The organism is Stratiformator vulcanicus, from assembly GCF_007744515.1.
Lineage (GTDB): Bacteria > Planctomycetota > Planctomycetia > Planctomycetales > Planctomycetaceae > Stratiformator > Stratiformator vulcanicus.
In genome coordinates, this window is record NZ_CP036268.1 from 2,361,437 (window position 1) to 2,383,585 (window position 22,149).

Here is a 22,149-nt window from a genome sequence, read left to right on the forward strand (position 1 = left end):
TCCTCAGGGAACCAAGCTGCATGTCACCACGGGTATCAACTACACCGAAAGGAATGCCGATGCGCAACTTCCGTCAAAGACAGGCCCGCAAGGGATTTACGCTGATTGAGCTACTGGTGGTGATTTCGATCATCGCCGTGCTCGTGTCACTGATCGCACCCGCGGTCCAAAGCGCCCGCCGGGCCGCTCGCCGACTGGAGTGTTTGAACAACGTGAAGAACCTCGCCTTGGCCGTCGCAAACGTGACCTCGACCAATGGTGGGAAGATTCCGTATGCGGTCGCCACTGATTTTTCACAAACCGGTGCAGGCGGCTCGGTCGATGCTTCTTGGTGTCGCCAAGTCCTCACGGCGTTGGATGAGCCAGGCTTGGATCGACAGATCGCTGCGAACGAAGCGGCGGGTGGGGCTGGTACCGGGGCGACGGCAGCTAGTTTGACTACTCCCACTTCTGCGGAAGTTAGTGATTTTGATCTGTTCAGCGCTGACACTGATGTCGAGCCGGCAGATGCAGATGTCACGGCTCTTTACGCAGATAATTTGGATGTCTTCGTCAAAGTCTTTGCCTGCCCTGAGGACTTGAACAACTTTAATCAAGACCGTGGGTCCAGCTATGTGATGAACATCGGATACATCAATTTCGATGGCGCTATGGCTGCCGATTCAAATTGGCCGGTGAGCGATGCACACGGCAACATGGCCCAGCACCGGCCGGATGGTGAGTCCTATGTGTGGGGAATTACCGGAACCCCGGATGCTCAGGTCTCTATTCGGTCGGGAGCGTCCCATTTCGAACCGATTTCACCATCGGGCCGCGTTCGTCAGAATCTTGACTCGATTGGTCTCGGCGATGGTATCAGTCAGACGCTCTTGCTGACGGAAAATGACGACTCACGGGCAGACTGGCTCATGGGACCGGCGATTGAATTGGTGTTTGGCGCGGCAGTTGATGTCAGTGCCGAGGGATTCCCCAATAACGTGACCTCCGGCTCTTACACCGCGCGTGACATCGATCTTCCGAACCGTTCAGCCGATGCGTCGGGAACTGATGTGATTCGAGTACCGCGACCGTCGTCCAACCATAGCGGTACCTGCAATGTCGCATTCGTCGATGGTCGTGCGTCGAATCTCTCGAACACGATTGGTCGCGAAGTCTACCTCAAGCTGCTTTCCAGCGGTGGATCGCTCTACGGTCAGACCCCGCTTGACGCGAGTGAGTTCTAGGAGTGGATCAGTCTTGCTGATCTCAGAGAACAAGAATGGCGTGGCTCTCGGGCCGCGCCATTTTTTTGCGCTGATCGATTTGAGGTGAGCGCATGAAAAGACCCACGGGGTGGGACCCGTGGGCTTTGGGCAATTGCGAATCACATTGCAGCACTTACTCGCCTGCGGCGGCTTTCTTTGCGGCGGCGACGAGTCGGCTCTTTAGCCGGGCGGCTGTGTTCTTGTGGATCAGGTTCTTCGCGGCCGCTTTGTCGAGTGACTTGTAGGCGGCGCTGATCTCTTCGCTCGCCTGGCCGGTTTCAGCCGCGGCGCGGGCCTTCTTCAGCGTCGACCGCAGGGCCGAGCGCTTCGCTCGGTTGGCGATGCGGCGTTTCTTGCTCTTGCGAAGGGCCTGTTTAGCGCTGGTGGAATTCGGCATTAGTTTCGAAATCGAATATCAGGTGACGATCAAAACGTACGCACCCTCTTGAGGGTGAGCCAATTAGTGTAGTGTGGTTGCGGCACCGCTTCCAGCCTGTGGCGGGTCAGCGAACCCGATTTCGCTGATCTTGTGACTCTCACGCCGGACGCGGCGAGAGTGCCGTCTTCGGCCGCACAGGCACCAAGTGCCTCGATGAGATCAGAGTGTGGGGATCAGTTCGGCGAGCAGGTGTGACAGCCGTTGGCCGCCCTCCGCGGCGACTTCGAGGATCTTCTCGATCGCCACCGGCTCCAAGGCATCGGGCAGGCAGATGTCGGTAATAACCGAGCAGGTCAACACTTTCATACCGGCATGGGCGGCGACGATCACTTCGGGGACGGTCGACATCCCGACGAGATCCGCCCCCATATTCCGCAGCATTCGATATTCGGCCCGCGTTTCGAGATTCGGGCCGGGCACGGCGACGAAGACCCCTTTTTGAAAGGGGGTCCCGGTCCGGCGGGCCGTCGTGACTGCTTTGGAAAGCAGTTCGTAATCATACGGCTCGCTCATATCGGGGAACCGCGGCCCGAGGCTGTCGTCGTTGACGCCACGAAGCGGGTTGTCGGGCATCAGGTTGATGTGATCCTCGACGAGCACGATGTCGGCGAGTTCGTAGAGCGGATTCATCCCGCCGGCGGCATTGGTGACGATCAATATCTCGGCGCCGAGCGCCTGCATGACGCGAACCGGAAAGGTGACTTCGCTGAGCGAGTAGCCTTCGTAGTAATGGAACCGGCCCTCCATCGCGACGACCGGGACCCCGCCGAGCGTCCCACAGGCCAGTTGGCCGCGGTGTGACTCGACCGTCGAGGTCGGGAAGTGAGGGATGTCCGCATACGGCACTTCGGCGACCGTCTCGATCTGCTCTGCGAGATCACCGAGCCCGGTTCCGAGAATCATCCCGATGCGGGGCGTCTCTGAGTACGACTTGCGAAGAAAGCCAACGGCCTCCTCGATCTGCTGACGGAGACCGTCCATTGAATCAACCTGCGAATAGCACCTGTCGGCAGTAACTGTGAACGCCGTAGTCGTCGCCGAATCAGGAGTTACCGCTGGGGCAATACTGATTCCGGGCGTCGGCGTCAGTCGTCGAAGTCGTCGTCGAAATCATCATCGTCGTCATCGTCATCGAGGTCGTCGTCGAGATCGTCTTCGAATTCTTCGTCTTCATCGTCGTCGAAATCGTCTTCGTCGTCGTCGAATTCGTCGTCCTCATCGTCCTCGAATTCCTCGTCGAGGTCGTCGTCCTCATCATCATCGTCGTCGTCGAACGAGTCGAAATCGTCTTCATCGTCGATCAGATAGGGCGATGTCAGAAAGGGCGATGATCGGAGCATATCGACCTCGTCTTCGACCGCAATCGTACCAGTCAGCATGTCGGTCTGGTACGGACGGCTAATTACATCGCGCGTTGCAATGGCCATACTCACAGCTGCGATCCTCTCGTTCGGGGCAGTCAATTCCATAAAACAAGTCGCAGAAACGATTCGAACGGGCATTTCAACCGTTTGATTTCATTTGACGCAACTCACGTTCTTGCATGTGTCTGCGATCAGAGACGCACTCGATAGCGGACACGATTTTCCATGTCAAGCAACCTTTCGAACTCCCCACGGAAAATTTGACTTCTCGCGAAAATGCTTGCGATCACAACGGCGTTTTCGTCCCGTTTTCCATCGGATATTGAGGGCTCCTCCTAAGAAGTTGCTGCTATGTTGCGCGGGCCATTCTGATCCTCGAAAATTCAATTTTTTTCAGTCTCTGCCTCCGAGCCGGGATGCCAACGTGTGGATCGACCGAATGTCGAAGACAAATGGCTGGTTTCACTGCTCGAAGAGCGACTGAAATCGAACTTGGGGTCAATTCAGGTCAACCGGGCTCGATTTCCTCCTAATTCCCGAGTGCTTGATTGCGGGGGCCGCAGCCATTCGATGATCATCAAAGAAATTGGCAGCTCGGAGCGAACCCTGCCGCATTCATTCGTCCCAACGAGAACTCTAATGCATCATCGAATCAGAATTGCTCTGACGGCCTGCGTCGCCTCGGTCAGTATCGCGGCGATCTCAGTCGCGGACTCAGGCTCTGCGGTCAGAACGGAAGCCGAAGCTTCGATCGAAGCCGTATTGAGTGATGCCATCGCAGAAGGCGAAGCCGTTGGGATGGTCGCTCTCGTCGCCGACGGCGCCGACGTGATCCACCTCTCTTCGGCCGGTCGAGCCGGAATTAGTGCGGAAGAGCCGCTGGCGACAGACGCTTTATTCGCGATCGCCTCAATGACGAAGCCGATCGCATCGACGGCCGTCATGATGCTCGTCGACGAAGGTCGGCTTTCGCTCGACGATCCAGTCTCCGACTACATTCCGGAATTCGGGAAGATGCGGCTCAAAGATGGATCAACGCCCGACAACGTCATGACGGTCCGCCACCTTCTAACGCACACCTCCGGGCTAGGGGGAGATCAGCGGACGGAAGAAACCTTGGAGAAGACTGCTCAAGTGATTGCGCAGCGGCCGCTGCTGTTCGAGCCCGGCACCAAATGGAATTACAGTCCCGGAATTACCGTCGCGGGTCGGATCGTTGAGATAGTCGCGGAGCAGCCGTTCGAAAATTTTCTTAAGGATCGCCTTTTCGTTCCGCTGCAAATGAAAGATGCCACGTTTTTTCCGACCCAAGCGCAGCGTGACCGGATGGCCGAGTTATATGGTCGAAACGCGTCCGGCGAACTGGAGCCGGCGGAGTATTGGATTTGGAAAGAAGAGCCGAATCGCGCGGCCAACCCTTCGGCCGGGCTCGTTTGCTCGGCTGCGGACTTGCATCGCTTCTATGCAATGATCTTAAACGGCGGCGAGTGGGACGGCCGCCGGTATCTGTCGGAGAAATCGGTGGCACTGATGACGTCGCTGAGGACCGGCGAGATCACAACCGGTTTCACCCCCGGTTGCGGTTGGGGACTGGGCTGGTGCGTCATCCGCGAGCCGCAGGGAGTCACGCGATCGCTTTCCGTCGGTTCGTACGGTCACGGCGGCGCACTGGGCACCCACGGAACCGTCGATCCGCAACGAGGCCGAATCTATATCTTGCTCATGCAGCGTAAGAGCATGCCGGTCGATAGCGCTGACTTGCGAGGAGAATTTCTCGATGCCGCGGCTGCACTGCGTTGAGTTCGCCACCGCCCTGCGGCAACGGGCAGCGACCGATTCGACTTCAACTTAATGTTCGAACAATACGAGCGCTTCCGTAGAGCACCCGATCAAACTCGGTCGAACTCCGACTCAACGTCGTCTAGAAGCGGTTTAAAATCACCCAGCGTACAAGCCCGAGGCGCCAGCCGTCGGGAAAATCGCTGGTTGATCGACCATCGGCTTGCGCCTCTGGCTGGTGTTAAAATCGCTTCTAATGCTTCGTGAACGATTCGGATGTCACGATTTCTTTGACGATGGTTCCGAAGCGGTATTCGTCCGCTGCCGCCGCATTGACGATATCTTCGATCCGAGTGCGATCATTGAGCGACAGCGTGCGTCCGATCCCGTACATCATCAATTTCTCGGCAAGACCTTGTACGAAGTCTCGTTCGCGCCTTTGAAGTTCGCTGCGGATGCCGTTTGGCCCGTCGATGACTCGACCGTCGGGGAGGTCCGCCGTTAGATCGAGATTACCCGCATCGCGCTTCTTGCCAAGCGCGTCAAACGATTCTAAAGGCAGGCCCCAGTAATCGATTTTGCGATGACAGGCCGCACACGTCGGGTTCGTGCTGTGGGCGGCAAGTTGCTCGCGAACACTCGTCGGGTCCTTTGTCACGGCCTCCTCGTCGAGCGGCGGCACGTTGGCCGGTGGATTCGGCGGTGGTCGATTGAAGAGCTTTTCGACGATGAATACGCCCCGTTTAATTGGGGACGTCCGTGTCGGGTTCGACCCCAAGGCAAGTACCGCCGCTGTGGTCGCCAGTCCGCCGCGCTCGGGAACCTTATCGAGGCTGACCTTTCGGAACTCCTGACCTTCAACGCCGTCAATTCCGTAATGAATTGCCAATCGTTGATCAATGAAGGCGAAGTCTGCAGTCAGGAAGGTCGTTACCGGCTCATTATTTTCAATGACGTGACGAACCAAGTACTGCAATTCCTGCTTCATCGAAACCGGTAGTTTTTTATCCCACTCGGGGAAGAGTTTCGGATCGGGAGTCAAATCCTGAAGACGGTGATAACCGAGCCACTGAGCGGCAAAATTCTCCACGAGGGCTTCTGACCTCGGATCGGCCAGCATTCGATCGACCTGAGTTCTCAGACCATTACTCGACGTTAATTCGCCCCGATCGGCGGCTGCAATCAGCTCGTCATCCGGCATCGTACTCCACAAGAAGTAAGAGAGCCGCGACGCGAGCTCGTAGTTGTCCAGTGACTTGTCGGGTCGGGACTCTTCAACAAGAAATAAGAACTTGGGGGAAATGAGAATTGCCTGCAAAGCGGCAGTTAACGCTTCTTTCTCACTCAGCCCGAGATCTTTTTGAGACTGGTAGAGATTAACGTAGGTCGTGACTTCCTCTGAAGTCGCCGGTCGACGGAACGCACGCGAGGCAAAATCTCGCAGTACGACGTCGGCCGGAGTGTTGTCGTTCTGGCCGAAAATGGCGCGATGGCTGATCGGCGGCCATTGATCGTAAAGTGGTCCTTCGACTTCAACCTCCGTGATCATCACGCTGGGCGCGACGGTCGGAGAATTCCACTTCCTTCCGATCGCTCGAGAAATCGCTCCCACCCCAATGCTCGGCTTCTTGAAAGTTGCCGGAAACTCATACTCATACCATTGCGGTTGAGCATCGAGTGGAATTGGTACTTGATGCGCGACTTCGCCGGTGTGGACAAACGCGAGGGCCACGCCGTCGAGCATCTTGTCTTTGGGCAGGTCGTTGCCTTTCCCATCCACTGCCAGGGCTTGAGCTTTCACGCGAATTCGATAACGACCGTATTGCAATTCGTTGGTGAAGGGGGCCTTCACCCGGTTCGTTCCGTCGTCCGAAGGCGGGGAGACAAAGAACAGGTTGCCCGGCCCTTTGCCTTCTTGAACCATAGACCAGCCGCCGGCCTTCTTCGGAGGACCCGCTTGACGGTAGCCCACACTCAGCAGCCTGACATCTTCGGGCGGCTCGCTTCCTTTCGGGGGCGTTTTCTTCTTTCGAATTTTAAGAAAATACTCTTTCACATGCAGCGGCGAGTCTGGAATCGTATCAGGTTTTCCCGTATGGCCGCGGTGGAGTGGGAAATAGCGGTACTTAAATTGGTCCGGCTCCGGCTCATCGACAATCGCGTAGGCGAGCGCTTCTTCAGCCGATTCCAAGTATTTTTCCAACAGCGCCGGTGCCAAAGATTGCGCTTCAACAATCGTCTTAAATCCATCGATACCGAGGTCGTCCGGGAAGGAGTCTCCGACATCGTACTCCGGAAGATGCAATAGATCGCGAATCGTATTGACGTACTCCACGCGATTTAAACGCCGTGTCCAACGACCGGTATTTCCGCTCGCCTCTGCGATAAGTGAATGCAATTCCTCACTTTGCTGTGTGTACTGTTCCAACGTGGGAATCGAGACGCCCGAATCGGCCGGCGGCATATCGCGCGATTCGAGCCGCTCGAGAATCGGAATCCAATCCGATGGTCGCCGTGAGAGCGACCCGGCTTGAAGTAATTCCGCGACGGAGAAACTGCCGTCTGGATCATCACCGGTGTGGCAATCGGTGCAGAATTGCGACACGAACCGCCGCGGGCTCGAGTCGTCGACCACCTCGTCCGGCTGATGGGAAACCGGAATGACTTGATTGTCGAACTGACCGGCCGGAACAGAATTAATCGGTTCGCGGGGAGCGGCGGCGACCTGCGTTACTGGAGGTGTTGCCGGTGTTAAAGTGGGCTGATTTCCATCGCTTCCGCTCGGTGAAACGGTCGATGTGCCGGCTGAGTCCGAAGCATCGAGATCGATCGCTGTCGGCTGCTGAGTTGACGTGTCGGCAACAAGGGGCTGGTTGGAAGCATCACCACCACCGCCGAACAGCGCGACTCCTCCGATTGCCGCGCCGACGGCAATCAGCAAACCGAACGCGGCAGCGATTCCAATGAAGAGTCCTTTGCTCTGCCTTTTGTTCGCCGCAGACTTACCCTTCGATCCACGACGTTTGGTCCGATCGGATCGTGCCGGGAGCGAAGGCGACACTTGCTTCGCCCGAACCTCTCGGGCCGGGGCGGCATCGTTACTTCGCTGCGGTCGACTGCGCTGCCGAAGTTTCGGCGCTTCCTGCTTAGGCTTCTCTAGCCTGACCGGAGGGGCGTCGGCCTTTGGCGCAACGATACGCAAAGACGACTCGCACTTCGGACACGCGACCTTGCGACCGACAAGGCTCGGCTTCTTAATCGAGAGTTTCGCACCGCACTCGTTACACGCGATTCGAAACGGTTTGAAAGTCATCGTCGACATTGCGTCGCAACTCTTGTAGAGACTCGGAGGGATCAGTAGTCGGGAAGGAATTCATCGACGGATCAGCCCAGACCGTTCAGGGTGCCCGTGCTGTCCGAAAATTGCTGGTCGGGGAGGTCCATGACCTCCATCATCGTGGTGAACAGGTTCGTCAACGGCGTGCCGTCGTCGAAGTTGACGTGCCGCCCGGTTTGCAGTCGCCCACCAGCTCCACCCGCAATCAAGACCGGGGTGTTGACCTGACCATGCGGATCGTGCGAAATGCTCTTGTCATGCCCGCGAGTCGGCCGGGCCCCGTTCGTCAAACCGGCCCCGTAGAAGATCATGCTGTTATCCAGCACGCTGCTGCCATCGGCCTCCGTCATTCCGGACAATTTATCGAGCAGGTAGGCAAGTTGCTCAACGTGCAGCCGATCAATCGCCTGCGCCCCGCCCGAATCTTTCCAAGCATTATGGGCGTAGCCGTTGTGCGGGTTCTCGGGAAAGCCGAGGAACTTGAACGTGCCGAAGTAGCCGCCCAGTCGCAGTGTCGCGATTCGAGTGACATCGGTCTGCATGGCGAGTGCCAAAATGTCGAGCATCAAACGCATTTGCTCAACGCGGCCCGACCCGTCACCCGCGTTCGTCGCATAGCCCTCGTAACCGCTCGGCTTCATGGCGTCGGAGGGCAAGTTAATAGGAATCTCTTCCCACTCGCGTTGCTTCTCGATTCGCCGCTCCAGCTCACGGATTGAATTTCCGTACTCATCGAGCTTGCGACGGTCTTTCTTCGAGACCGCTTTATCAAGGCCACTTAGATCATCCAAGACGGTATCGAGAATGCTGGCTCGTCGAGTTCGGTCCAACTCGCGTTTCGTGCGATCCTCGGCCGAACCGCCGGTGAACAGTCGGTCGAATAAAGCTTCAGGGTTGGCCTCGACCGGCAGGGCATTTCCTTCGGCGTCGTAACTGAGGAAGCCCATTAAGCCCTGTGTGCTGGCCTCACGGGTGTTATAACTACTCTTGCCGACCGCGAGTTCGAGAGATGAATATCGAGTTCGTCGACCGATCCGTTCGGCCATGTATTGATCAGCCGACTGACCGTTTCGCAGCGACACCCCGGGCGTGCCGCTGATGTTCGTTCCCGTCAGGAGTGTTCCGAGATCCTGGCCGTGTGCGTTGACCACGCTGTTGCCGATGCTGTCGTGCTTATGTCGCAAGCCGCTCAAGATTAAGAGTTGCTCACGGTGATCGGCCAGCGGCTCGAGCGTCTGAGTCAGCTTGAAGTCCTTCCCCGTATCGGCAACGAAACCGCCGGGCAGAATTTCATTCTTGCCCCACTGCTTAGCCCGCTCGACATCTTGGTCGGTCTTATAAGGGAAGAAACCATCCTTACCGGTCCACACGCCGCCCTCGGTTCCGAGAAAGATGCTGCGGATCGGCCGACCGGCCGACGCTGCCTGCGCGGAGGCGGTCCGCGGAAGCATGGCATCCAGAAACGGCAGGGCCACCGCGGCACCGGCACCACGGAGAATCGTTCGGCGGGAAAGTTGTTGGCGGGGCATGATATTACTCTTGGGTGGGACAGGTTGCAGGCTTCATTCTAACAAATAAACCCGGGCGAGAGAAAAGAATTCTCCCACCCGGACTCTGTTCAACGATCAAAATTTTCCGATCACAATTTCATCCGCGTTGCCGACGAGAGCCTCCATCACGCTGTCGATCGGGTGTGACGCATAATTATGGTCGATGTTCTCCCCGATAAATCTCACAGAACCGTCAGCGAGGACGACGTTGGCGCCGCCAGTATGGTGGCTGCTGAGAACGAATCTGGCACGGGGCACCGTACCTTCTAGATCATCGGTTCGATGATTGATCGGATACCACATGCCGGCGGTGATGTAGACCATGCCTTGTCCAAGAACGGTCGAAACGGAGTTCGAACCTTCTCGAACGGCACAGGGGCCTCCGCCGTTGTAATCACGAACGAAGTAGAGGTCTCCGGCCATGACGGTCTCGGCGATTGTGTCGCCCCGGAACCAACCTCGCTCACCGCCGATGATCGTATTACTTGTTCCGTCGAAAATGTCGGATAACGGCATGTAGCTATCCCGGAAAAATAAACCGGTCGCGCCGCCGGTTCCATTCCACCCATCGGACCGACGTCGGTTTTTATCGAAGTCAGACTCTCGCCGTCGCGGGTAGTCGGTGCCGTTCATCACGACGTAATTCGTGACGACGCCGATCGGGTTGTTGCCGGTCGCGTCGACGATCTGAGGTCCTGCATCTTCATGCAGTGTCGGGCCAATGTCCGAAGGGCATCGAAAAACGGAAAGTCGCTGCGACACGGCATCGCGGACTGCCGCATTCGAAATGGCGTCGGAAGCCTTGCCGTTACTTACGTTGAGGAGTTCGTAGAGATTTTGCTGATCCAGAAAGGGCAGGATTGAGGCGCTCCAAGCCCAGTGCCCTTCGTTGTCGGAGAGCGTCGTGTCATGAGTGTATGGCGCCGGCAGCATCGAATACGTGTCGTGATACGTGTGCATCGCAATCCCGATCTGCTTGAGATTGTTCTGGCACGAACTTCGCCTGGCCGCCTCTCTGGCTTGTTGAACAGCCGGGAGCAGTAGGGCGATTAAAATTGCAATAATCGCAATCACGACCAGCAATTCGATCAATGTGAAACCACGTTTCGCGAAGGGCTCGGAAAGCCGCAAACGAGGTATTAGGAACATTGAAACTCCTGATAACGAGGTTTTTTGAAAGTCGATGCAGGTCAATCAAATGCCACACGGAACTGAAGCAAGTGTCATCGATGATTCACACCGATCTACGATTAGAAATTACCGACCGGAATTTCGTCGGCGTTGCTGACAAGTGCTTCGAGAATGCTATCGACTCGACAGCCGGAGTAGTCGTGTTCAATATTTTCACTAATGAAGCGAACGGCGCCATCCGCCATTACGACCTGCACACCACCGGTGTGATGGCTGCTGAGTGTTTCTCGAGCACCCCAAGGGTAACCGCGACTAGAGAGGTCGCTGATCGGATGATTGATCGAACGCCAAGTTCCTGCACCAATGTAGAACGCGCCTCCAGACTGGTATTGTGCCCACCATCCAGAATCTCGTTCGGCATAAGGACCTTCATTGCGAGCTTTGGTGAAGAACAGGCTTCCGGCCATTGCAGACTCGTCCAGCGTAGGGCCGGCAAACCATCCGCGTTCACCGACGAGGACGGTATTACTGGTGCCGTCGAAAATGTCGGCTAGCGGGAGATAACTTCCGCCGTAAAAAATACCCGTCGCACCGGCATTATAAGACTGGCATCCGCCCGGATTGCCGTAGTAATCATCGTTGGGAGATCGAACATTCCGAACGTGGCCTGCGCTATTCATCGCGACGTAATTGGTTACGACGCCAATGTCGCTACCGCTCGCTGCGTCAACTTGTGCTGCAGTGTCTTCGTGTAAAGTCGGCCCGATGTCCGACGGGCATCGGAACACGCCAATGCGGTTGTTTATAGCTGCACGTACCGCCGCATCACCTAGAGCTTGCCGGACCGATTGATCGCCGACCTGAAAAAGGTTGTAAAGGTTCTGTTGGTCAAGGTATGGCAGAATCGATGCGGACCACGACCAGACGCCGTTGCCGTCGAGGCTGGTTTCGTGAGTGTACATCGACGGGAGCACATTGAAGATATCGTGATAGTTGTGCATCGCGATGCCGATTTGTTTTAAATTATTTTTGCACGAGGTGCGCCGCGCGGCTTCGCGGGCCTGTTGCACCGCCGGCAAAAGCAGTGCAATCAGAATTGCAATGATCGCAATGACGACCAGCAACTCAATGAGCGTGAAACCGTTGCGTGACGATCGGAACGGGGCTTCGACTTTTCGCATTTGAACAAGCATGATTAAGCGATCTCCAGAATTGGATGTGACGTGAAATCGTCGACGTGAAGTTAGTTCCACTGGTTGGTGAGAAATGGATCAGAGGTCAATGCCAACTGTTAGAACTTTCCGACAGTCTGTCCGTCGCGCCGATTAATGAGTTGCTGGAATACGGCGTTGCTGGTGGAGCCGTTCCAGTCGATATTTTCACTCAGGAAGTGAACCGAGCCGTCGGCCAAGAGGAATTGTGCTCCGCCGCGATGCTGGCTGGAAAACGTTCGGACATCACCATAGCCGGCACATGTCCCGCTACGCTTGCAGTTAATCGGATTCCCTCCTGATCCCAGTGCCCCCGGTGCATCGTATCCTCGCTGATGGGTTGCGACTCGGATCGCGTAAAGATAGCCGCCCTGATGATGACGCGATTCACGCTCCCCAATCGCAATTGTATTGCTCAGACCGTCAGTCACGTCACGAAGTCGCACGGTGACGTCGCGACCGAACAGGCCGTGGAAGGAATCGACATCGGTTGTCGATGGGCTGGCAGGGAAACCGGCATTCATCCCGAGCGGATTCCACCATGATGAATGTGTCGCGCCGTTCGCGAGGTAGGCGGCCACATAGTTCGACTTCGCCACCTGAATTCTGTTACTTGAGTAACCGAAGTTGTACAGCTCGCTTATGGTCGACAACCGGGTCATTTTCCCATCGCTGGGACACGCAAATAACCTCAACGGTGTTTGCATCAGCGTTGCAGCACTGGGAAACGGATCTTGATCACCGACCTTTAATTCTTCATAGAGGGCACCTTGGTCGACATAGGGCAACAAAAAGCTTGCCCAGGTCCAGCCGCCGGGGTAAGTATCGTTGGTTCCCGCCTCGATCTTGGGAGTCGATCCGGACTGAATTCCGAACGGCAGTCGCCGATTGCCGTCATGGTAATTGTGGAGTGCGATCCCGATCTGCTTTAGATTATTCTGGCACTGACTTCGCCGAGCCGATTCACGCGCCTGCTGAACGGCGGGAAGAAGTAGTGCGATCAAGATCGCAATAATCGCGATCACCACCAACAGTTCGATCAGGGTGAAACCCGATCGACGGCTCAAAGTGACTTTCGGTGACATGACATAACCTCGATAGGCAACGAGAAAGACCCCGCCAACGCCGCAACCGGTTGTGTTACGCTATGCGGCGAGAGTTCGTGCATAGTTGCAAAGTCCCGTGAGATGAGATGGTAAGTGAGAATCCGACGTAGAGGTTAGGCTTAAAACTTGCCGACAGTTTCTCTGTCCCGGCGATGGATCAGCCGTTGGAAAATGCCCGCACTGCTGGTTGCGCAGGAGTGATCGATGTTCTCGTTGAGAAATACGACCGCCCCGTCGCCAATCAGAAAGTGAGCTCCGCCGGCATGCCGACTACTGAAAATTCGGTTGCCGCAGCGATCGTCGGTTGTGCAATCCCAGTCGTTGATGGGCGTACCCCCGCTCGCCAATGCCCCCGCCGCGCCATCGTTGTCTCGCGGACTCGCGCTTTCTGTCGCATATAGATAACCGCGACCGTTTTCCGTGGCTCTTTCGCCGACGGCAATCGTGTTGCTCAGGCCATCTTCAACGGCGCTAAAATCAACGTTGACATCCCGCTGAAACATTCCTTGGAATGTCAGCAGGGTCGGCTTGATTGTCGCCGTCCTTGGATATCCGGTAGCGCTGCTACTCCACAGCAGCGGATTCCACCAGGCACTGTCGGTTCGGCTGCACGACAAGAATGCTCCAACGTAATTCGACTTGGCCACATCCTCGCCACGGACAGTAAACGTTCGATCTTTCCGATCGCTCGGACAGATGAAAGTTGCCACGGGAGTTGCATAAACACCTGTGGTCGCAGGTGGAAAAGGTTGGCGGTTACCAACCTGCATCGCTTCATAAACGCTACTCTGATCCATGTACGGCAGTAGATAGCTGGCCCATGTCCATACGCCGTTATGGGTTCCGGAACTAGACTGGGGATTGCTGCCGGACATCAGCCCGAACGGCAGCATCGAAAAGTTATCGTGATAATTATGAAGCGCGATTCCAATTTGCTTCAGATTGTTCTGACAGGTTGATCGTCGAGCCGCTTCACGCGCCTGTTGGACCGCCGGGAGTAACAGTGCGATCAAAATCGCGATGATCGCGATGACCACCAATAGCTCAATCAAAGTGAAACCGCGTGGCCGCGGTGTGCTGGCCCTTGAGGTGCTGTGCTTCATCGGACTTCCCCTGAGATGTGTGTGTGTTGATATGTTAGTCGCTGGATGAGCCAAAGCGAAGCCGAGGGGAGAAATAGGACTGTTCGCAAGTCGATTTTCCGCCCGCAACGCCGCATCATCTGCTAGAACTTTCCGACCGGATTGCCATCGCGAATCGCACTCAGGTTTTGGAACAGTACCAAGTCGATGTTCTCGTTCAAGAACTGTACGTGACCGTCCACAAACACCATGTTCGCGCCCCCCGCATGGTAACTGCCGATTTCTTGCGCGGAGAGCCGACCGTTGCCATCAAAGGTGTTAATTCCGCCGTTTGAGTGTGCAAAGTAACCACCAGAGTAAGCTGCCCAGAACGCGGTGGAAAAGTGCCCTTCTTCAAACTGTGAATTGGTATTGTTTTTCTGAATCTGTGTTTCGGCGAAAGCATACGTATTGCTCGTACCGTCCGTAATATCCCGGATCCGCGCGGCCCCGTTGACCCCGAACACACCAAGCCTGACCACATCGTTCTTGAAGTAAGTGTCGGCATATCCCCAGTAGAGCTCACGGTCGTCGTTGTCGACACGACCCGAAGACGCCGCGTATGAGGTTCCATAAAAGTTGTCTGCGACATGTCCACCCATCCAACTGGGAGGGTTGTTGACGCTGTCGATTACGAGTCGCCTGACTGGGTCTGAAGGGCAGGCAAAGATCGGGAGATAGCGGTTTTGCAGCGCTGCCTGAAACGGCACCGCTGGCGCGGAGCAGTCTCCCGCGACACCGTTGACCGGAAGATCGAAGTCGATTGAGTCATAAAGAGCAGCTTGGTCGATGAAAGGCAACAGCATTAAATGGGCCGTGAAATTACGGACTTCTGAGTAAGCTTGGGGCTGACTATAGCTGGCGACGGTCGCTCCGTACCCGCAAGAACTCGCTCCATACTCTGGCGAGGTCCCAGCGTTGATGGCTCCCGGCGGAAGGATCCTGTTGACGCTGTGGTAATTCGCCAACGCCAACCCGATTTGCTTCAAGTTATTTTTGCACTGGCTCCGCCGCGCCGCTTCGCGGGCCTGCTGGACGGCGGGGAGTAGCAGGGCAATTAAGATCGCGATGATCGCAATCACGACCAGCAATTCAATGAGCGTAAAGCCGCTCCGGCCGTTTTTCGTTCTCGTTATTGATCGTCGATTCATTGATTTCCTCCGGTCGAGAAGTGAGCTTGGATTTACTAAGAAGTGAATTTGCGTTCGGCGAAGATGCCTAGTTCGAGTCTAGAGATGCACCGCGTCCTGCCATGAGGACCCGGAATTGGTCCACGCCTTGAGGCGGCACTTGAAGTGAAAACGGGACCAGCCCGCTTGCGAAGTCGATATCGGCAATGGTGTCTTCTAGTTCTTCAGCACCACGGTCGGCTTTGCCGGGCTGCGGAATACGCGATTGTTGAAGGTAAGGCACGGCGAACAGGTCGTCCGTCCGGTCCAATGCATCGGCCTGATAGAGAATTGCCAGCAGCGGCCAGCGAAACTGAATGGTCGCGCTGACGCTCGCGGCAGTTTCGCCGGGGTGGCAGGTGACCAGGTAACTGTCTACTTTGGTGCCGGCCGGGATGACGGTCTCACCGTTTGAGGTTGAAATGAGAAGATCATCTTCAAGCGTGACCCCGAGCCGCTCGGGAATGACGACGGCCTCATCACCGCTCGTGAAGCGACCATCGTAGGGGTTGCCGGTGGGCGTCTCGACAAAGCGAACCGCGCCGGTCGTTGCTTTCACGGCTCTGGTTCGTTCCGCGTACCAGTGGAATCGATCGGTCGAATAAGGGACGGCACTGACGGTCTTTTCAGCGATCACGCACCTTGCTGATTCACCCTCCTGCACCAACATCGACCAGCCTTCGGTTCCGCCGGGCGAATTGAAGCCGATTTCTGCTTTGCCTGCGCGAACGAGAAGCGTCGTTCCGGCGTCTGGATGAACTTCGGTAAGAAACTCCGTTCCGAGGTCGACGATTCTCCCATCGGGTGTGCGGACGGTGAATCCGACGGCCGGCGCCGGAACACGACACAGTGCCGAACCGCTGAGTATCGACAATTCTCGCGCACCCTCCATGCGATATCGTCCCGGCCCTCGTAGAATCGCGCGGGTGCCGCGGTGGAATTCGAGTTCAACGAAACCTTTCACGATCTCAAATTCCCGACCCGGGTTGATCCGCTCCCCCGTGCTGACCGAAGCGGAGCCCCATTCAACCTCGCGTGAGCGATCTAACACGATGGCCCGGTGGTCGATTTGACTGACCATAAAGCAGGCGGTCGTGATCAGAATCGCAACCGGGACCGCGACGGAAGCGATTGCGATGTACCACGTGCGAGACCTTCGCAACCGCGGCTTCCGAATGCGGGCAGGTTGTTGCAGTGCGGATGATATCTGGTCAGCGACATGGTCCGCGTGTGCCAAAGCCCGCAATTGCGAATGGATGTCGAGGAACTCGACGTATCGCTGCTGCAGCGAGAGATTGTCAGTCAACAACTCTTCCAGCCGCGCAGCACCTTCTTGCGACATCTGTCCGCTGCAAGCCGAATTGGCGAGCATCAGCAGTTCGTTCTGGGCGGAATCGTATTCGGCCGTTGCGGCGTTCAAGCCGTCCCTTTCATCTTGCGGTCGATGCACTCGAACAATCGCTGACGAATGCGGCCAAGTTTTTGGTACAGGGCGTTCGGCGAGGTTTGCCGTTCGGCGGCAATCTGCGCGATCGTGACTTCATCGCGGTAACAAACAAGGACCAGTTCTCGGTCCTCTTCGGGCAGCAGTGACAAGCACTTGCGAAGTCGTTCCTGACGCAACTCCAACAATTCGTTGCAGGAGGTTCTGACGCGCGACAGCTGACGGAGCAGTCCGTCGCTCAGTGCGACCCCGCCGCGACGGTAGTTTTCCCGCCGAAGGAATGAGCGAGCTGTGTTGTAAGCAACACCGTTCGCCCACTGGACGAAAGGGCGGCTCCGATCGTATTCGTCGAACTTCCGCCACAGGACGATGACAGTTTCCTGCATCACATCCTCGGCATCGTTGCGGTCTGGAACCAAAGTGACGACGCACCCATAGATCGCGTGGTACGACCGCTGGAGCATCGACAGAAACTCCTCGTGAACCGTGTCTTCCCGAGCTGACACTCCGGCTTCCGGACGTTCGTTGGAAGGCACGATCATGCCCGATGATTTGATCATCTGTTACATGGAGAAAGGGTTGCGCCGAGCAAGGAACTCAGGCTCGCAGCACTTGACGCATCAGTAGGTATTGCTTTGAGACGACGAAACCTGTCGCCGTTATCTCTCAAATCTTCTCGGAATCTTCACCAAATCATAGGTGGAACTACCTGTATGCAATGCGTTGAGTACGTAAGTCATTTGCTTGAAGTTGTTTGCGTGTTTTGTGTCGAGTTCGAATTGCGCTTGCAGAAAGTTGAGTTTTTCTGCTGACCGGACAGCTTCATCGGGGATTCGATTCAGAATTGATCTAGAGATCACTTCTTTCGTGGCCCTTATCGAAGCGTCAAACAATCGAACCGTGGTGGCAGACGCTTCATCGCTAGTTTTTGGATTGCTTCCCCGGTGCGACGCAGGCACAATACATTCAAGGGTGCTTATGTGCTTTCGCGTTGACGAACGGAGACTCTGCCAAGCAAACTGCGATAGCGAAGCGGATTCCCGAATCGGAGACACCGGAAGGATGTACTGATGTCCGTTCCAGGCCGGGCCGTCCAGTCGATCTCACGCAATGCGATTGTCGCCCTCTCGATTGCGGCCGCTATTTCGCTCGCCGTCGTGGCCCTCGTTGCGATCCAATATCGGTTTCAGTACGACGAACTGCGGACGCGGGTAGGTGAGTCAAGTTTCAATGCGGCAGCGACGATTCGAGAATCGTTGAGCCGCGGGGACCTGCAAAGACCACAAGTAGGCGGAGTGGTCGACGTCACCGAATCGCTCAGCTCGCTCCGAGACCGTTCCTCAATCGTCGCAGTCACACTCGAGTATCCCGAGTCCGATGAACTTGAAAGTTCAGCATCCTCATCGTCGGTCTCAGGCATCGGCGGATCAGAAGTTCAATTGGAAAATAGGGTCGAGGATGGACGCTCATTGGCCGTTCATAAGGTATCGATATATTTGGCCTCACCGAAAGATGAGCCTCTACTGCTTTTAATTCAACACGATGCTGCTGAGTTGTTTCAGTCTCTTCGTTCGCTGTTATTCATCGGTGGAATTGTCGCGACGATCATCTTTATCGTCGTTGCACTGACCTACACAAATTTGACGAAACCGGTCGCGATTCCTGCTCAGCAGCTCAGCGAGCGAGTGCGAAATTTAAGGGCGGGGGATATTGTCGAAGCCGACACCCGTCATACGCCGTTTCCGTTTGTTCCGCTTCAGCAGTCTATCAACGAACTCTCCGTTCGCTTCGCCGGTGAACACAAAGAGCTTAGCGATCGCATTGCCGAGCGTTCGACGGAACTCTCCGAGAAAAATGAAGAGCTTCTTCGCGAGATCACGGCTCGAAAGCAGTTCGAGCACGAGCTGCAAAGTCAGCAGCAACTCTATGAATCTCTCGTTGATAATCTGCCGGCGAATTTGATTCGGAAAGATTGTCAAGGGCGGTTTACATATATCAATTCGACCTTCTGTGAATTGCTCGGGCTTGATCGCGATGAAATTGTCGGTCGCGACGATTTCGATTTTTTCCCACAGGAACTGGCGCAAAAGTATCGCCAAGACGATGAACATGTTCGATCGACCGGCGAACATTTACATGACGTGGAAGAAAATGAGCACAGTGGCGACTTCAGTTACTTCGAAGTCATTAAGACCCCTGTGACCGACGCCACCGGCGATATTGTGGGTACGCAGGCAATTTTTTGGGACGTGACTGATCGCCATCGACTCGAAATTGAAATGCTCCAAGCGAAAGAAGATGCAGAAGCCGCGAATCGGGCCAAGAGCGATTTTTTGGCGACGATGAGCCACGAGATCCGAACGCCGATGAACGCCGTCATCGGCATGGCCGAGCTCGTGCTAGATACCGATCTTGATGCCACGCAGCGCGACTACCTCACAACGCTTGCCGAATCGGCCGAGTCGTTGCTGGTGATTATCAATGAGATTCTCGACTTTTCCAAGATCGAAGCCGGGCAAATCGAACTTGAAGAAGTTCCATTCTCTCTGCGGGAAGTCGTCGGCGATGCATTGAAAACACTCTCGCTTCGGGCCCACACCAAAGGGCTGGAATTGGCTTGGCACGTTCCGCCCGATGTTGTCGATGAGCGCCGTGGCGATCCATCTCGTGTTCGGCAAGTGATCGTAAATCTTGTCGGCAACGCAATTAAGTTTACCGAAGACGGAGAGGTCGTCGTCGATGTTCGCCCCGGCGATGCGAGCGATGAATTAGAATTTCTTGTTCGGGACACGGGAATAGGCATTCCTCTTCAAAAACAAGCTTCAATTTTTGAAGCATTCAATCAAGCAGATATGTCAACGACACGCCAATACGGCGGAACCGGATTGGGGTTGTCGATCTCCGCCCGATTGGTCGACCTGATGAAAGGTCGCATTTGGGTCGAGAGCAAACCGAAGAAAGGCAGTCGGTTTTACTTTTGTATTCGCTTGCCCGCATTGCCCGCGCCGGAGCGATCAAAGGTCACTCGTAAATCGGCAACTCTGCCGCCACCGGGTTTAACGGTGCTGGTGGTCGATGATAACGAAACGAATCGACGCATTCTCGAAGAAATGCTCTCGACGGCCCGCCTGATCGTGACAACGGCATCAAGTGCGAGTGAGGCTCTCGAGTTATTAAGTAAGGATCAAGGCAAACCCGAATCGCCGCAACTGCTGATTTCAGATTTGCAAATGCCGAAGATGGACGGACTCGACTTGATTGCCGCAGTACGAAACGAACTGCAGTTAAGCGATTTAAGAATCATGCTGCTGACCTCGGCTCACCGAACAGGAGAAGCCGAGAAATGCCGGGAACTGGACGTATCGGCCAACTTCACGAAGCCTGTCAAGCAATCGGAACTGCTTCAGGCGATTTCGAATATTTTCAGGCAAGAAGTAGCTTCATCGCCCCACACCGAACAAGATCAAGCCGAAGAAGACAATGCGCGCGACATTCCGCCACTAAAAATTTTGTTGGCAGAAGATGTCGTTGCAAATCAGCGGCTTGCTGTGGGATTGTTGACGAACTGGGGACACGAAGTTGAAGTGGCCGAGAACGGACGTGTGGCTCTCGACCGACTCGAAACGCAAAACTTTGATGTCGTGCTGATGGACATTAACATGCCGGTCATGGATGGTCTTCAAGCGACCCGCGCTCTAAGGAAGAAGGAGGCCGGCTCGACGGCACATTTGCCGGTGATTGCCATGACGGCCCACGCCTTAAAAGGCGACCGCGAGGCATGTCTGGCTGCCGGCGCGGATGATTACGTGGCAAAACCGATTCGTCGAACCGAGCTTCTCGCAGCGCTTCGTCCGCTTGTGACAATCGATGAAACCGACAAGTCTGAAGACCTGCAGTCGGGCGACTCTTCCGCAGACACTTCAGCCGTAGAACATAAGGTTGATTGGGACAGTGCGCTGGCGATGGTTGGGGGCAATCACGCTCTGCTCGCGAGCGTCCTCGAAGCGACAATTGAAGAAAGCCCGGTCTACAGCGAACAACTGAAAGTCGCAGTGGACGCGAAGGACGGGGCCGGCGTCGCGCAGGCGGCCCACGCGTTAAAAGGCATGTTCCGGACGCTCGGGACCGGCGAAGTCATTGAATTTCTGGAGCGTCTTGAGACTTCCGGACGAGACGGTGATTGCGAAACATCCGCAGGGCTCTCGGTCGACTGGCAGCCAATGCGTCAAGAGCTCGAGAGCGAAATTCTTAGCTTTCTTAAGGCCCAACAGGGAGCCCCATCATGACACGAATTCTTGTAGTCGACGACGTTAAAGCAGATCGACGCCTCGTCGAAGGATTACTTGCTGCCGAAGACGATTTTGAATCTCGGACTGCGTCTGATGGAGCTGACGCTCTTGATGTTATTAAAGACTGGTCACCGGACCTCGTCGTCACAGATTTGCAGATGCCACAAATCGACGGCCTTGAACTCGTTACGTTAATAAAAGAAGAATTCCCGCAGCTACCCGTCATTTTGCTCACAGGGAAAGGGAGTGAGGAAATTGCGATCGAAGCAATTTCACGCGGCGCGGCCAGCTATGTGCCGAAACGGATCATGTCGCACGATTTGGTCCCGACGGTGCGTCGTGTACTGGCGACCGCGGCGACCGCCGACAATGAACGGCTTCTGTTGCGGCACCTTGAGTCGCTTTCATTCGACCTGGAAAATGATGCAAGCTTAATTTCGGTACTGGTCGGTCATTTGAGGGCAATGCTCGATGATCTTGCGGTCCTCGATGAGTCCGACCGCGTCCGTGTGACCAGTGCAGTTCTGGAGGCTCTTCAGAATGCCTATTATCATGGGAACTTGGAATTGGACTCGAGTTTGCGAGAGCAGGACGGGCACCAATACGAAGATCTTGCGAAAGAGCGCCTCACCGACCCCGCGTATCAAGGGCGGCGGATTCATTTTCGCATGTTTATCGAAGAGGAATGCATTGGATTTGTCGTTTCCGACGATGGCCCCGGCTTTCACGTAGGCGAACTTCCGAATCCGACGGATCCCGAATTTTTCGATCGGCCGCATGGCCGAGGCGTGTTCTTAATGAGGGCATTCATGGACAGCGTCGATTTTAATGACAGGGGAAATGAAGTTACGATGATCAAACACCTTTCGCCACAGCATCAAGGATCGGCAACACCCCAGCCCGTGTTAGCATAGGTGGAGTCGGCTTAAAGCCGTGAAGGCCGCCTTATGTTCGCGATTGCACAT

At 55.7% G+C, this 22,149-nt stretch carries 16 protein-coding genes; 4 read left to right on the top strand and 12 right to left on the bottom strand.

Annotation, left to right across the window (positions count from 1 at the left end; genetic code table 11):
- Positions 1–59: 59 nt before the first annotated feature.
- Positions 60–1,223 carry a DUF1559 family PulG-like putative transporter gene (locus Pan189_RS09290; protein WP_310821284.1) on the top strand — a complete coding sequence of 388 codons (1,164 nt, stop codon included), beginning with the start codon at positions 60–62 and terminating at the stop codon, positions 1,221–1,223.
- Between the two features lie 154 nt (positions 1,224–1,377).
- Here Pan189_RS09290 and rpsT read toward each other — a convergent pair whose 3' ends face one another.
- The 3 genes from rpsT to Pan189_RS21325 form a co-directional block, all read right to left on the bottom strand.
- Positions 1,378–1,641, bottom strand: a complete 264-nt coding sequence (rpsT, locus tag Pan189_RS09295) for a 30S ribosomal protein S20 (protein WP_145363647.1) — start codon at positions 1,639–1,641, stop codon at positions 1,378–1,380.
- 201 nt (positions 1,642–1,842) lie between these two features.
- Positions 1,843–2,664 (bottom strand): purine-nucleoside phosphorylase, encoded by an 822-nt coding sequence (locus Pan189_RS09300; RefSeq protein WP_145363648.1) that lies wholly within the window; start codon positions 2,662–2,664, stop codon positions 1,843–1,845.
- A gap of 104 nt (positions 2,665–2,768) precedes the next feature.
- The gene (locus tag Pan189_RS21325; protein WP_310821285.1) at positions 2,769–3,110 is read right to left on the bottom strand and encodes a hypothetical protein; all 342 of its coding nucleotides are present in this window, start codon (positions 3,108–3,110) and stop codon (positions 2,769–2,771) included.
- 576 nt (positions 3,111–3,686) lie between these two features.
- On the opposite strand from Pan189_RS21325, the gene Pan189_RS09310 reads away from it, so the two are divergent.
- The gene (locus Pan189_RS09310) at positions 3,687–4,847 is read left to right on the top strand and encodes a serine hydrolase domain-containing protein (protein ID WP_310821287.1); all 1,161 of its coding nucleotides are present in this window, start codon (positions 3,687–3,689) and stop codon (positions 4,845–4,847) included.
- 232 nt (positions 4,848–5,079) lie between these two features.
- Here Pan189_RS09310 and Pan189_RS09315 read toward each other — a convergent pair whose 3' ends face one another.
- From Pan189_RS09315 to Pan189_RS09355, 9 genes are all read right to left on the bottom strand, one after another.
- Positions 5,080–8,148: a DUF1592 domain-containing protein gene (locus Pan189_RS09315; RefSeq protein ID WP_145363650.1), complete on the bottom strand. Its 3,069-nt coding sequence runs from the start codon at positions 8,146–8,148 to the stop codon at positions 5,080–5,082.
- Positions 8,149–8,210: 62 nt separating this feature from the next.
- On the bottom strand, positions 8,211–9,692 hold the full coding sequence (locus Pan189_RS09320; protein ID WP_145363651.1) for a DUF1552 domain-containing protein: 1,482 nt from the start codon (positions 9,690–9,692) through the stop codon (positions 8,211–8,213).
- Between the two features lie 96 nt (positions 9,693–9,788).
- Entirely contained in the window at positions 9,789–10,862 is a 1,074-nt protein-coding gene (locus Pan189_RS09325; protein ID WP_145363652.1) for a DUF1559 domain-containing protein, read from the bottom strand.
- 101 nt (positions 10,863–10,963) lie between these two features.
- On the bottom strand, positions 10,964–12,037 hold the full coding sequence (locus Pan189_RS09330; RefSeq protein ID WP_310821288.1) for a DUF1559 domain-containing protein: 1,074 nt from the start codon (positions 12,035–12,037) through the stop codon (positions 10,964–10,966).
- A 98-nt stretch (positions 12,038–12,135) separates the two neighbouring features.
- Positions 12,136–13,140 (bottom strand): DUF1559 domain-containing protein, encoded by a 1,005-nt coding sequence (locus Pan189_RS09335; protein ID WP_145363653.1) that lies wholly within the window; start codon positions 13,138–13,140, stop codon positions 12,136–12,138.
- 140 nt (positions 13,141–13,280) lie between these two features.
- Positions 13,281–14,264: a DUF1559 domain-containing protein gene (locus tag Pan189_RS09340; protein ID WP_145363654.1), complete on the bottom strand. Its 984-nt coding sequence runs from the start codon at positions 14,262–14,264 to the stop codon at positions 13,281–13,283.
- A gap of 122 nt (positions 14,265–14,386) precedes the next feature.
- Positions 14,387–15,433 (bottom strand): DUF1559 domain-containing protein, encoded by a 1,047-nt coding sequence (locus Pan189_RS09345; protein WP_145363655.1) that lies wholly within the window; start codon positions 15,431–15,433, stop codon positions 14,387–14,389.
- Positions 15,434–15,500: 67 nt separating this feature from the next.
- Positions 15,501–16,871: a FecR family protein gene (locus Pan189_RS09350; protein WP_145363656.1), complete on the bottom strand. Its 1,371-nt coding sequence runs from the start codon at positions 16,869–16,871 to the stop codon at positions 15,501–15,503.
- Positions 16,868–17,455 carry a sigma-70 family RNA polymerase sigma factor gene (locus Pan189_RS09355; protein ID WP_145363657.1) on the bottom strand — a complete coding sequence of 196 codons (588 nt, stop codon included), beginning with the start codon at positions 17,453–17,455 and terminating at the stop codon, positions 16,868–16,870. The genes Pan189_RS09350 and Pan189_RS09355 overlap by 4 nt, the downstream gene beginning before the upstream one ends.
- A 510-nt stretch (positions 17,456–17,965) precedes the next feature.
- Here Pan189_RS09355 and Pan189_RS09360 point away from each other — a divergent pair.
- Both Pan189_RS09360 and Pan189_RS09365 read left to right on the top strand, forming a co-directional pair.
- Positions 17,966–21,181 carry a hybrid sensor histidine kinase/response regulator gene (locus Pan189_RS09360; RefSeq protein ID WP_145363658.1) on the top strand — a complete coding sequence of 1,072 codons (3,216 nt, stop codon included), beginning with the start codon at positions 17,966–17,968 and terminating at the stop codon, positions 21,179–21,181.
- On the top strand, positions 21,178–22,098 hold the full coding sequence (locus Pan189_RS09365; RefSeq protein ID WP_145363659.1) for an ATP-binding response regulator: 921 nt from the start codon (positions 21,178–21,180) through the stop codon (positions 22,096–22,098). The genes Pan189_RS09360 and Pan189_RS09365 overlap by 4 nt, the downstream gene beginning before the upstream one ends.
- Positions 22,099–22,149: the final 51 nt, after the last annotated feature.

Bases quoted from the DNA above. Each gene is read 5' to 3' on its own strand.
- Pan189_RS09290 (WP_310821284.1), top strand. From the start codon at position 60: ATGCGCAACTTCCGTCAAAGACAGGCCCGCAAGGGATTTACGCTGATT.
- rpsT (WP_145363647.1), bottom strand. From the start codon at position 1,641: ATGCCGAATTCCACCAGCGCTAAACAGGCCCTTCGCAAGAGCAAGAAA.
- Pan189_RS09300 (WP_145363648.1), bottom strand. From the start codon at position 2,664: ATGGACGGTCTCCGTCAGCAGATCGAGGAGGCCGTTGGCTTTCTTCGC.
- Pan189_RS21325 (WP_310821285.1), bottom strand. From the start codon at position 3,110: ATGGCCATTGCAACGCGCGATGTAATTAGCCGTCCGTACCAGACCGAC.
- Pan189_RS09310 (WP_310821287.1), top strand. From the start codon at position 3,687: ATGCATCATCGAATCAGAATTGCTCTGACGGCCTGCGTCGCCTCGGTC.
- Pan189_RS09315 (WP_145363650.1), bottom strand. From the start codon at position 8,148: ATGTCGACGATGACTTTCAAACCGTTTCGAATCGCGTGTAACGAGTGC.
- Pan189_RS09320 (WP_145363651.1), bottom strand. From the start codon at position 9,692: ATGCCCCGCCAACAACTTTCCCGCCGAACGATTCTCCGTGGTGCCGGT.
- Pan189_RS09325 (WP_145363652.1), bottom strand. From the start codon at position 10,862: ATGTTCCTAATACCTCGTTTGCGGCTTTCCGAGCCCTTCGCGAAACGT.
- Pan189_RS09330 (WP_310821288.1), bottom strand. From the start codon at position 12,037: ATGCTTGTTCAAATGCGAAAAGTCGAAGCCCCGTTCCGATCGTCACGC.
- Pan189_RS09335 (WP_145363653.1), bottom strand. From the start codon at position 13,140: ATGTCACCGAAAGTCACTTTGAGCCGTCGATCGGGTTTCACCCTGATC.
- Pan189_RS09340 (WP_145363654.1), bottom strand. From the start codon at position 14,264: ATGAAGCACAGCACCTCAAGGGCCAGCACACCGCGGCCACGCGGTTTC.
- Pan189_RS09345 (WP_145363655.1), bottom strand. From the start codon at position 15,433: ATGAATCGACGATCAATAACGAGAACGAAAAACGGCCGGAGCGGCTTT.
- Pan189_RS09355 (WP_145363657.1), bottom strand. From the start codon at position 17,455: ATGATCAAATCATCGGGCATGATCGTGCCTTCCAACGAACGTCCGGAA.
- Pan189_RS09360 (WP_145363658.1), top strand. From the start codon at position 17,966: ATGTCCGTTCCAGGCCGGGCCGTCCAGTCGATCTCACGCAATGCGATT.
- Pan189_RS09365 (WP_145363659.1), top strand. From the start codon at position 21,178: ATGACACGAATTCTTGTAGTCGACGACGTTAAAGCAGATCGACGCCTC.